The following is an 11,343-nucleotide window of genomic DNA, read 5'->3' as shown; positions in this document are numbered from 1 at the left end:
CCCATTCCGGCAGCGTTCGGGGAACCGCGACGAGGGGCATTCTAAACACATCCGTTGAGGATTCGGGAACCGCCCGGCGAGAAAAACCCGGCTACGCTGACGAGAACTGACCAGTCACGGTTTGGCCGGTTGAAATTGCCGCGCAATTGGCACAGATTGGCAGCCAAACAACTACAACAATGACTTCACCTGACATCCTGCCGAACTTTTCCTGAAATCCGGCAGTACATTTCCCATAAGCCTGTGGGAAGAGGTGAAAGTTAAAGACCAAGGGGTCGCTGTTTGAAAAAAAGTCTGTTCATCACGGGCCTGAGCGGGTTCGTGGGACAACACATCCAGTCACGTCTGCAAGGGGAAAGCGCGTCGTGGCAGCTGCTGCCTGCCGCCTCGGCCTATGACCTGACAAAACCGGACAGCCTCATCGATCTGTGGCCGCAATTGCCCGATGCGGTCATTCACCTGGCTGGCCAGACCTTTGTCCCGGAAGCTTTCCGCGACCCGGCACGCACCTTCGACATCAACCTGCTCGGCACTTTGAACCTGTTGCAGGCACTCAAGACCCGTGGCTTCAGCGGCACGTTCCTGTATGTCAGTTCGGGCGACGTCTACGGCCAGGTTGAAGAACCCGCGCTGCCGATCACCGAACTACAACCACCCTGCCCGCGCAATCCTTATGCGGTGAGCAAGTTGTCAGCCGAATTCCTCAGCCTGCAATGGGGCCTCAGCGAAGGCTGGCCGGTGCTGGTGGCGCGCCCGTTCAATCACATCGGTACCGGGCAGAAAGACAGCTTCGTCATCGCCAGCGCCGCACGGCAGATCAACCGCATCAAGCAAGGCCTGCAGGCGCCGCAACTGGAAGTCGGCGACATCGATGTCACCCGCGATTTCCTCGACGTCGGCGACGTGATCTCGGCCTATTTTGCGCTGCTGGAAAAAGGCACGCCGGGGCAGGTCTACAACATTTGCTCGGGTCATGAGCAAAGTATCCGCAGCCTCATCGAGCAAATGGGCGACCTGGCCGAGGTCGAGCTGCAACTGGTTCAGGATCCGGCGCGCATGCGACGTGCGGATCAGCGTCGCGTCTGCGGCAGCCACCAACGGCTGGCCGGGACCACAGGATGGACGCCGCAAATCACTACACAACAATCCCTGCGGGCGATCCTGTCCGACTGGGAGACGCGAGTACGACAAGAATGACAAAAAGTGCATTGATCACAGGGATCACCGGCCAGGACGGCGCGTATCTGGCCAGACTGCTGCTCGACAAGGGTTACAAGGTTCACGGCCTGGTGGCGCGACGCAGCAGCGATTCGCGCTGGCGTCTGCGCGAGATGGGCGTCGAGGCTGACATCGTTTACCTGGACGGCGACATGGCCGACGCCTGCTCGGTGCAGCGCGCGGTGATCAAGTCGGCGCCGGACGAGGTGTATAACCTCGCGGCCCAGAGCTTCGTCGCCGCCTCCTGGGACCAACCGGTCACCACCGGGATCGTCGATGGTCTGGGCGTGACCCACCTGCTCGAAGCGATCCGCCAGTTCAGCCCGCACACGCGTTTCTATCAGGCATCCACCAGCGAAATGTTTGGCCTGATCCAGGCCGAGCAGCAGGACGAAAACACCCCGTTCTACCCGCGCAGCCCGTACGGCGTGGCCAAACTCTATGGCCACTGGATCACCGTGAATTACCGCGAAAGCTTCAACCTGCACGCCAGCAGCGGCATCCTGTTCAATCATGAATCGCCACTGCGCGGCATCGAGTTTGTGACCCGCAAGGTCACCGACGCAGCTGCCCGGATCAAGCAGGGCAAACAGCAGGAGCTGGCCCTGGGCAACATCGACGCCAAGCGCGACTGGGGTTTCGCCGGTGACTACGTCGAGGCCATGTGGCTGATGCTGCAGCAGGACAAGCCCGACGACTTCGTGGTCGCCACCGGCGTCACCACCACCGTGCGCGAGATGTGCCGGATTGCTTTCGATCACGTAGGCCTGAACTACCGCGACTACGTGAAGATCGACCCGGCGTTCTTCCGCCCGGCCGAAGTCGAAGTGCTGCTCGGCAACCCGGCCAAGGCCCAGCGCGTGCTGGGCTGGAAACCGAAGACCGACCTCGACACCCTGATCCGCATGATGATGGATGCGGACATGAAACGCGTCGCCAAGGAGTAGGCCATGCTGATCCCCGTGATTCTGTCCGGCGGTGCCGGCACCCGTTTGTGGCCGGTGTCCCGCGAGGGCCATCCGAAGCCGTTCATGACCCTGCCCGACGGCCAGTCGCTGCTGGGCAAGACCTACCGGCGCGCCGCTGCGCTGCTGGATGGCTGGGGCGACATCGTCACGGTGACCAACCGCGAGTATTACTTCCAGAGCAAGGATCACTATCAGGCCGCGCGCCTTTCACGCCATCGCGGGCACTTTCTGCTCGAGCCCACCGGGCGCAACACCGCGCCGGCCATCGCGGCGGCAGCGCTGTCGCTGCAAGCCCTGCACGGTGATGCAGCGATAATGGTGATGATGCCTGCCGACCATTTGATCGTCAACGAAGACGCGCTCAAAAGCGCGGTCGAACACGCGGTCAACCTGGCGAAGGACGGTTATCTGGTGACCTTCGGCGTGGTGCCGACCGCCCCGGAAACCGGCTTCGGCTACATCGAGACCGGCGCCCCACTGGATGCAAAAGGCTCAGCCAAAGTGCAGCGCTTCGTGGAAAAGCCCGACCTGCAAACCGCCACCCATTACCTGGAGAGCGGCAACTTCCTGTGGAATTCGGGGATGTTCTGTTTCACCACCGCGACCCTGATCGCCGAGCTGGCGCTGCACGCCCCCGAGTTGCTGGAACAGACGCGCGCCTGCATGGCCGCCAGCGAACCGGTGGAAACCGTCGGCTGCCTGCAACAGGAACTGTCGCCGCAGCTGTTCGCCGAGATCACCGACATCTCCATCGACTACGCCTTGATGGAGCGTTCGGAGAAAGTCGTGGTGGTACCCGCCGGTTTCGACTGGAGCGACATCGGTTCGTGGGGTGCCGTAGCGGCGCTGGTTCCGGCCGATGCTGATAACAATCGCGCCAGCGGCGAAGCGATTTTCATCGACAGCCGCAACAACTTCGTTCAAAGCGAAGGCCGGCTGGTGGCCGCCGTCGGTGTTGAGGACCTTATCGTCATCGACACCGCCGACGCCGTGCTGGTAGCCCATGCCGACCGTGCTCAGGATGTGCGGCGCGTGGCCAAACAGCTCAAGGACAAATCCCACGAAGCCTATCGCCTGCATCGTACGGTCAGCCGTCCGTGGGGCACCTACACCGTGCTCGAGGAAGGCCCGCGCTTCAAGATCAAGCGCATCGTGGTCAAGCCCGGCGGCAAGCTGTCATTGCAGATGCACCATCACCGCAACGAACACTGGGTGGTGGTCGAAGGCATGGCCAAGGTCACCAACAACGGCAGCGGCACGACCCTGGTGGCGAAGAACGAATCGACGTTCATCGCCGCCGGTCACAAGCACCGTCTGGAGAACCCCGGCGTGATCGACCTGGTGATCATCGAAGTGCAAAGTGGCGAATACCTGGGAGAGGACGACATCGTCCGCTTCGAAGACCAGTACGGCAGGACGGTTTAAATGCTGCTTTCCCTGTATCGCTCGCTGCATGACTATCGAGGTTTCATACTCGGCAGCGTGCAGCGAGAGTTTCAATCGCGGTATCGCAATTCACTGCTCGGTGCCTTGTGGCCAGTGTTCAACCCGCTGTCGATGATCATCGTCTACACCGTGATCTTTTCCCACATCATGCGCGCACGCCTGCCGGGTGTGGATGACAGCATGGCCTACAGCGTCTACCTCTGTGCCGGCCTGCTGGCATGGGGGCTGTTCTCTGAAATCACCCTGCGCAGCCAGACCATGTTTCTGGACAACGCCAACCTGCTGAAGAAAATCAGCTTCCCCAGAATCTGCCTGCCGGTGATTGTGCTCTGCAACGCGGCAATCAACTTCGCCATCATCATCGGCCTGTTCCTCGGGTTTCTTCTGATCACCGGGCGCTGGCCGGGCATGGCGCTGCTGGCGCTGATCCCCCTGATTGCGCTGCAAATGATGTTCTGCGCCGGGCTGGGCATGATCCTCGGCGTGTTGAATGTGTTCTTTCGCGATGTCGGTCAGCTCTTCGCCATCTGCCTGCAGTTCTGGTTCTGGCTGACGCCGATCGTGTACCCGATGAGCATCCTGCCGGAGTGGGTTCAGCGTCTGCTGCAACTCAACCCGTTGACCAACCTGATCGCCAGCTATCAGAACCTGTTCCTGTATGGGCAGTGGCCCGTCTGGAGTTCGCTGCTGCCGGTGTTCATCACCGCACTGGTGATGTGCCTGATCGGCCTGCGGCTGTTTCGCAGGCGTGTCGGTGAAATGGTGGATGAACTCTGATGGGACATATTCGCGTCACCGGCCTGGGCAAGGCCTACAAGCAATACCCGACACGCTGGAGTCGCCTGGCAGAATGGCTGATCCCGTTTTCGCCCCTGCGCCACCACCAGCATTGGGTGCTGCAGGATGTCGCCTTCGAAATCGCCTCCGGCGAGGCGGTGGGCATCGTCGGCGCCAACGGTGCGGGTAAAAGCACCTTGCTGAAGATGATCACCGGCACCACTCAACCCACGTGCGGCAAGATTGAAATTGAAGGTCGCGTCGCCGCATTGCTGGAATTGGGCATGGGCTTTCACCCGGACTTTACCGGCCGCCAGAACGCAATCATGGCCGGACAACTGCTGGGCCTGCAGGTCGACGAAATCGAAGCGCTGATGCCCGACATCGAACATTTCGCCGAAATCGGCGAGGCCATCGACCATCCGGTCCGCACCTACTCCAGCGGCATGCAGATGCGCCTGGCCTTCAGCGTCGCAACCGCACGGCGACCGGACATCCTGATCGTCGACGAGGCGCTGTCGGTGGGTGACGCCTACTTTCAGCACAAGAGCTTCGATCGCATCCGCAGCTTCCGCAAGGCGGGCACGACATTGCTGATCGTGTCCCACGACCGCTCGGCGATCCAGTCGATCTGCGACTCGGCGATCCTGCTCAAGGATGGCCAGATGGCCATGTACGACAAGCCGGAAGTGGTGCTCGATTACTACAACGCCCTGATGGCCGAACGCGAAGGCCAGGTCGTGCGTCAGGAAATGCTCTCCGGCGGCGAGGTGCGAACTGTTTCCGGCACTGGTGAGGCCGTCATTCTCGGGGTGCGCCTGCTGGATGAACAGGAGCGCTCCATCGAAGCTGCGGAGGTCGGTCAGCCGGTGGTGCTGGAAGTACAGGTCGAGGTTCGCACCGACATCGAACGAATGGTGCTCGGCTTTCTTATCAAGGATCGCCTGGGTCAGATGATGTATGGCATCAATACCCATCGCCTGGACAAGGCCCTGACGGATCTGCACGCCGGAGAGCGTTTCACTTATCGCTTTGCCTTCGTGATGGGGCTGGGCAAGGGTAATTACTCGGTATCGCTGAGCCTTTCGCGCCTGGACTCTCATATGGATCGGAACTTCGAGTGGCGCGACTATGGCCTGGTGTTTCATGTGATCAACGGCCGGCAGGAAAACTTTGTCGGCTGCTCGTGGCTCGACGCCAAGGCCTCGATAACCCGACATAGCGGATCTGTGCTGACAGAGCGCGCACCATGACCCGGCTGCTGGTCGAATGCACCCATGTGTTCAAACACCCCAAGGTCAATTCCGGGATTCAGCGGGTGGTGCGCAATGTCATCAAACAGCTGCCGCCGAGCGCCGAAGGGGTCGAATGCGTGCCGGTGATCCTGCTCAAGGGCAAGCTGTACCGTGTGACGCGCCTGGCGCCGCTGGACTCACCGCTGTTCAATGCGATCGCAACGCTTGGCGAACGTCTGGAACGGCTGGCCCATCGTTTCTGGCAACTGCATCAGCGGCTGGACACACGTTGCCGCACAAAGCTGGCACGACGCTTGTTGTACGTCGGCTATCGCCTCACCTCGTTCGGTGCATTCGGGATACCGCTGCGGTTGGTCGAGCAGATCAATCGCTATCAACTGGATCGACGCTGTGAGCCGCTGCACCACCAGCCTGGCGATCATCTGGTGTTGCTGGATTCGTCCTGGCACTCGGACTTTTTCCTCCACGCCGAGCACCTCAAGCATGAAGGTCTGGGCATCGTGGCGGTGATCTACGACCTGATTCCACTGTCCCACCCGCAGTTTTACGACACGCGGTTGGTCGAGGTGTACAGCGAGTGGTTCAACTGGATCGCCCGCAACGCCGACGGTTTCATGGCCATTTCCGCCACCGTGCGCGATCAGGTCCGTGCAGAACTGCAACGTCGCCTCGGATCGGCACAGGCCGGGAAACACTGGTTCGACTTTTTTCACCTCGGTTCGGAGCTGGATCTGCAGAGTGTCGAAGCCGCCGTCGAATCGCGTCTGCAGCGGCTGTTCGCCACGCCGGAGCCGGTGTTCCTGATGGTCAGCACCATCGAGCCGCGCAAGAACCACGACTACCTGCTGGACGCTTTCGACCATGCCTGGGCGAACGGCTCGAAAGTCCGGCTGTGCATCGCCGGGCGCATTGGCTGGAAGTGTGACGCACTGCTGGCCCGGATCCGCCATCATCCCGAGCTGAACCGGCGCCTGTTCATGTTCAACGACTTGAGCGACACCAGTCTCGAACACGCCTATGCCCATGCCAGCGCGCTGGTGTTTCCGTCGTTCGTCGAAGGCTTTGGGCTGCCGCTGGTGGAAGCCATGCAGCGCGGGTTGCCGGCGATGGGTAGCGACATCCCGGTGTTTCGCGAGATCGGCGGTGAGTTCATGGCGTATTTCGATCTGGAGTCGCCGCAAAGCCTCGCCGATCTGGTGCAATCCTTTGAGCGCAGCGGTCGATTCCCGGCTACCCGCGATGTGAGCGAATGGCAATGGATCGGCTGGCGCGAAGCAAGCGCCCAACTGGTCGAGCGTACCGCGTGCCATGTGCTGGAGGCGCCTCAGGTGCCAGCGAGGCAACATGCGCATAGCCCTTAACGCCCGAATCCTCCAGGCACCGCGCACCGGCATCGGCCATTACGTGGCTGAACTCGTGAATGCCTTGCACGATGAAACCGATGTTGAAGTGGCACTCTTCCATGGCTGGGGCTGGAGTTCGCAGCTGCCGGAAGCGGCGATGCCCGGTTATTCGCGCCTGACGCCGCTGTTGCGGCAGATCCCCGGTGCCTATCAGGCGCGCCGCTGGCTGGAACAGAAACGCTTCGATCAAGGCCCCGCGCAGCCCGTCGATCTGTATCACGAACCGAGTCTGTGGCCGCTGGCCTTCGACGGCCCGACCGTGATGACCCTGCATGACCTCACGCACCTGCATTTCCCCGAAACCCAGCCACCGGCACGACTGCGGGAAATCGAGCGAAGGCTCACCGACGGCGTACGCCAGGCGCGGATCATTCTGACCGACTCTCAAGCCATCGCTGACGAGGCCCGGGATCATTTCGGATTGCCTGCCGAGCGCTTTGTGGTCGCGCCGCTGGGTTTCGCCGAGCGCTTCCATCCGCGCGAGCCGAAAGACATCGATGCGGTGCTCAAGGCCCATGCGGTCGAGTGCCGGGAATATTTCCTGTGTGTCGGCACTCTGGAGCCGCGCAAGAACCTGAACCTGGCCCTCCGCGCCCACGCGCGTTTGCCGGATCTGATGCGCCAGCGTTTTCCACTGTTGATCGTCGGCATGGCCGGCTGGCAGCGCGATCAATTCAGTGAAGAATTGCGGCAGGCGCTGGCTTGCGGGCACGTGTGCCTGCTCGGCTATTTGCCCGATGAGCAAGTCGCGCAATTGCTGGCCGGTGCCCGGGCGCTGATTTTTCCGTCGCTGTATGAAGGTTTCGGCCTGCCGGTACTGGAAGCGATGGCCAGCGGCACGCCGGTGGTGCTCACCCGCTCTTCGGCCATGCCGGAAGTGGCGGGGAACGCCGGTAACTATATTGAAGCTGATGATGCAGACGGCTTGCGCGATGTGATGAGCCGACTGATCGATGATCAAGCGCACTGGCAGGCATGCCGGGAAGCCGGATTGCAGCAGGCTCGGCTTTTTTCCTGGAAGCGTTGCGCGCAGGCCACGGCCGGCGCCTACCACCAGGCCATGGGAGGTTGAATGCGGGTTCTGCATTTTTTCAAGACGTACCTGCCTGACTCGGTCGGCGGTATCGAACAAGTCATCTTTCAACTCTGCGAGAGTGGCGCCCAGCACGGCATCGACGGCCAGATCCTGACCCTCAGCGCCAATCCCGAGCCGGCAGTGGTACGTCTCGGCGAGCACGAGGTGCATCGGGCCAGACTCGACATCCAGTTCGCCTCCACCGGTTTTTCCTGGAGCGTGTTCAAACAGTTTCGCGAACTGGCCGCCGAAGCCGACGTGATCAACTACCACTTCCCGTGGCCGTTCATGGATCTGGTGCATTTCGCCAGCGGCGTGAACAAACCGACGGTGGTGACGTACCATTCGGACATCATTCGCCAGAAGCACCTGCTCAAACTCTATCGACCGCTGATGAATCGTTTTCTCGCCAGCGCCGACAGGATTATCGCGGCTTCGCCGAACTATCTGCACACCAGCGATGTGTTGCAGCAATTCCAGGACAAGACCCGTGTCATCCCCTATGGCTTGAACAAGGCGGGTTATCCACAGCCCGACATCGAGCGCATGAACCGCTGGCGCCAGCAGCTTGGGGATAAATTTTTCCTGTTTGTCGGAGTGATGCGCTATTACAAGGGCCTGCACATCCTGCTTGAGGCCTTGAAAGACGTGGACTACCCGGTGGTGATCGTCGGTGCCGGCCCGCTTGAGCAGGAACTGCACGCTCAGTCCGCCGCGCTGGGCCTGCGCAACATCCACTTTCTCGGCCGTGTGAGCGATGAAGACAAGGTCGCCCTGCTGCAACTGAGCTATGCCATCGTCTTCCCGTCACACCTGCGCTCGGAAGCGTTCGGCATTTCGCTGCTGGAAGGCGCGATGTACGGCAAGCCGATGATCTCCAGCGAGATCGGCACCGGCACCAGCTACATCAACATCCACAACGAAACCGGACTGGTGGTGCCACCGCGTCATCCACAGGCCTTTCGTGAAGCGATGCGCACCCTGTGGGAAAACCCGGCCCGCGCCGCCGAGATGGGTCTCAAGGCTGAAGCCCGCTACCGGCAGTTATTCACAGCCGATGAGATGGGCCGCAGGTGGACCGAGCTGTATCAAGAGTTGCTGGCGGAAAAGGCGCTGTCGTACGCCTGATCCGTTACAGATCCAGCACCAGCGGCTGCGCACTCTGCGCCGGCACCGCACAACAGATCAGCACTTGCCCCTCCTCCGGCACCTCGGCCGGAGGCTGTGGATAATTCACTGCGCCGCTGATCAGCCGCGTCTTGCAGGTGCCGCAAGAGCCACCGCGGCAACTGAATTCCGGACGCAGGCCGCGGCTTTCCGCCAGTTCCAGCAAACTGCCACCATCAGGCTGCCAGCGCGCTTCCTTGGCCGAACGCTCGAACACCACCGGCACCGACGTGGTCGCAGCGGGCAATTGCTCGATCACGATCGCATCCGGATCGGGTTGGCGCTTGAGAGTCGAAGGGCCGAAGGTTTCGGCATGGATTTGCCCGTCCCGAACATCCAGTTCACGCAAAGTGTCGTAGATCCCCTGTGTAAAACCGCCGGGGCCACAGAGCACAAAGTCGACCTGATCAAAGTCCTCGTCGGTCAGCAGATTGCGCAATAGATCGCCATCGATACGGCCGCGGACGTCGAAATCCTCGCCTTGCACCAGATCATCCTCGGGCTGGCTGAGCACTCGCAGCACCTTCACGGCGTCACCGGCGTCCTCCAGCAACCGGTCCAGCTCCGCGCGAAACGGCTGGTCGGCGAGGCTGCGGGAACTCTGAACAAACAATGTCGGGCGAATCCGCCGTGTCCTCAGGCCCTGATACACCACCTCACGCAGCATCGACAGCAACGGCGTGATACCGACCCCGGCGGCGAGCAGCACCAATGGCTTGCGCTCCAGCGCCGCGACGGTGAAATGCCCCTGGGGCGATCGCGCCTCAAGCACATCACCTACGCGAATCTGTTCGTGAAGGTGGGTCGACACCCGCCCTTCGCGTTTCACGCTGATCCGGAAAAAATCATCGGATGGCGCGCCCGACAGGCTGTAAGTGCGAATGTGCACCTCGCCATCGAGGTTGAACCGCAGCGGCAGGTGCTGCCCGGCCAGAAACACCGGCAGCCCCGCGCCATCGTCCGGCTCCAGATAGATCGAGCGGATGTGGCGGCTTTCCTTTTCAATCCGTGTCACACGCATCGGACGCCAGGCATCCCCCAGCGCCTGCGCCTGCAACCGCGCATCCGCCTGGGCCCAGGTGCCGGTCAGCAGGCTGGTGGGCGACATACCGTCAAAGCGCCAGCGCAGAGCCAGTGCCGCCGGACGCCGAACCAGTTTCTCCACCTCGAAAGTCCACAACCGTTCGGCGCCCTGGAAAGCTTCGATCTGCGGCCCTTCGAGAATCACTTCGGTGCGACCGCTGAGCTGCAACACATCGCCTGTGGAAAAGTCGATAAACAGTAACCCGGCCAGGGGATTGAGCAGCAGATTGCCAAGGGTATTGAAATGCAGGTTGCCGGCGAAATCCGGAATCGTCAGGTGATTGCCTTCGATCCGTACGAAACCAGGCTGACCGCCGCGGTGGGAAACATCCACCGAACGTTCGCCGTCGACATCAACGTAACTGGCGACGAAGAAGGTATCGGCGCTTTCGATCAGCGCGATGGCGGCGTCATCGAGGCTGTCACGGTGTTCGGCTTTGCGGGTCTGTGGATCCGTCAGCGGCACCCGCTCGAACTGGCGCAACTGAATGTACTGCGGACAGTTACCGAACGACTGATCCACCGTCAGGGCAAAACCGTCTGCCCCAAGGCTGCCGATGTGACCATTGAGCCGATTGCGTCGGCGGGTGTGCAGCTCGATGCCAAGCAGGCCAATCGCGGCGCCGACCTGCAACTGCGCCGGATCATCGGCAGCCGGCAGACTGGCGAACTGCAGTTGCGTCGCCTCGGGAGAGTGGGCGAACCCCGGTTCGCCCTCGAGCATACTGGCCCAGGGACGACCCTCGGCATCCACCGCGCCGTACAGCATGAAAGGCAATTGCTGATAAAACTGACGGTGCTGATCCGGCATCCAGGTGCGAATCACCTTACGCCCGAATTCCGCCATGCGTTCGGCAACGCCGACATGGGCCTGCAATTGTTGCTCGCCAGCGTGCCACGGTGAACGTTCCATCTCGGCCTCTCCCCTGCACCGGCGGCGCAGTGTGGAT

General features: G+C 61.5%; 9 protein-coding genes. 8 read left to right on the top strand and 1 reads right to left on the bottom strand.

All coding sequences use genetic code 11. The annotated features are described in order from the left end of the window. The first annotated feature begins 282 nt into the window (after nt 1–282). From AC1Q9F_RS15615 to AC1Q9F_RS15580, 8 genes are read left to right on the top strand one after another with little or no spacing between them, the layout of a single operon-like run. Entirely contained in the window at nt 283–1,197 is a 915-nt protein-coding gene (locus AC1Q9F_RS15615) for a GDP-mannose 4,6-dehydratase (RefSeq protein ID WP_492620284.1), read from the top strand. After that, the gene (gmd, locus tag AC1Q9F_RS15610) at nt 1,194–2,165 is read left to right on the top strand and encodes a GDP-mannose 4,6-dehydratase (protein WP_007954189.1); all 972 of its coding nucleotides are present in this window, start codon (nt 1,194–1,196) and stop codon (nt 2,163–2,165) included. Before AC1Q9F_RS15615 ends, gmd begins: the two co-directional genes overlap by 4 nt. A gap of 3 nt (nt 2,166–2,168) precedes the next feature. Further along, the gene (locus AC1Q9F_RS15605) at nt 2,169–3,611 is read left to right on the top strand and encodes a mannose-1-phosphate guanylyltransferase/mannose-6-phosphate isomerase (protein ID WP_492620285.1); all 1,443 of its coding nucleotides are present in this window, start codon (nt 2,169–2,171) and stop codon (nt 3,609–3,611) included. Beyond that, complete coding sequence (locus tag AC1Q9F_RS15600; RefSeq protein ID WP_207984425.1) at nt 3,612–4,409, top strand: ABC transporter permease; 798 nt, start codon at nt 3,612–3,614, stop codon at nt 4,407–4,409. Then, nucleotides 4,409–5,662 (top strand): ABC transporter ATP-binding protein, encoded by a 1,254-nt coding sequence (locus tag AC1Q9F_RS15595; protein ID WP_492620286.1) that lies wholly within the window; start codon nt 4,409–4,411, stop codon nt 5,660–5,662. Before AC1Q9F_RS15600 ends, AC1Q9F_RS15595 begins: the two co-directional genes overlap by 1 nt. Next, nucleotides 5,659–7,026, top strand: a complete 1,368-nt coding sequence (locus tag AC1Q9F_RS15590) for a glycosyltransferase family 4 protein (protein WP_492620287.1) — start codon at nt 5,659–5,661, stop codon at nt 7,024–7,026. Before AC1Q9F_RS15595 ends, AC1Q9F_RS15590 begins: the two co-directional genes overlap by 4 nt. Beyond that, nucleotides 7,010–8,140 (top strand): glycosyltransferase family 4 protein, encoded by a 1,131-nt coding sequence (locus AC1Q9F_RS15585; RefSeq protein WP_492620288.1) that lies wholly within the window; start codon nt 7,010–7,012, stop codon nt 8,138–8,140. The genes AC1Q9F_RS15590 and AC1Q9F_RS15585 overlap by 17 nt, the downstream gene beginning before the upstream one ends. After that, on the top strand, nt 8,141–9,271 hold the full coding sequence (locus AC1Q9F_RS15580) for a glycosyltransferase family 4 protein (RefSeq protein ID WP_207984433.1): 1,131 nt from the start codon (nt 8,141–8,143) through the stop codon (nt 9,269–9,271). Between the two features lie 4 nt (nt 9,272–9,275). On the opposite strand, the gene AC1Q9F_RS15575 is transcribed toward AC1Q9F_RS15580, so the two are convergent. Further along, nucleotides 9,276–11,306, bottom strand: coding sequence for a 2Fe-2S iron-sulfur cluster-binding protein (locus tag AC1Q9F_RS15575; protein WP_492620289.1), 2,031 nt, complete (start codon nt 11,304–11,306; stop codon nt 9,276–9,278). Nucleotides 11,307–11,343 lie beyond the last annotated feature (37 nt).

This window comes from Pseudomonas sp. GW823-FHT04A03, assembly GCF_058796615.1.
Note: the sequence above shows the minus strand (reverse complement) of the source record. Positions and strands in the feature narration are given on the sequence as shown.

Coding starts and splice junctions, on each gene's coding strand:
- gmd (WP_007954189.1), top strand. CDS start 1,194: ATGACAAAAAGTGCATTGATCACAGGGATCACCGGCCAGGACGGCGCG.
- AC1Q9F_RS15605 (WP_492620285.1), top strand. CDS start 2,169: ATGCTGATCCCCGTGATTCTGTCCGGCGGTGCCGGCACCCGTTTGTGG.
- AC1Q9F_RS15600 (WP_207984425.1), top strand. CDS start 3,612: ATGCTGCTTTCCCTGTATCGCTCGCTGCATGACTATCGAGGTTTCATA.
- AC1Q9F_RS15595 (WP_492620286.1), top strand. CDS start 4,409: ATGGGACATATTCGCGTCACCGGCCTGGGCAAGGCCTACAAGCAATAC.
- AC1Q9F_RS15590 (WP_492620287.1), top strand. CDS start 5,659: ATGACCCGGCTGCTGGTCGAATGCACCCATGTGTTCAAACACCCCAAG.
- AC1Q9F_RS15585 (WP_492620288.1), top strand. CDS start 7,010: ATGCGCATAGCCCTTAACGCCCGAATCCTCCAGGCACCGCGCACCGGC.
- AC1Q9F_RS15580 (WP_207984433.1), top strand. CDS start 8,141: ATGCGGGTTCTGCATTTTTTCAAGACGTACCTGCCTGACTCGGTCGGC.
- AC1Q9F_RS15575 (WP_492620289.1), bottom strand. CDS start 11,306: ATGGAACGTTCACCGTGGCACGCTGGCGAGCAACAATTGCAGGCCCAT.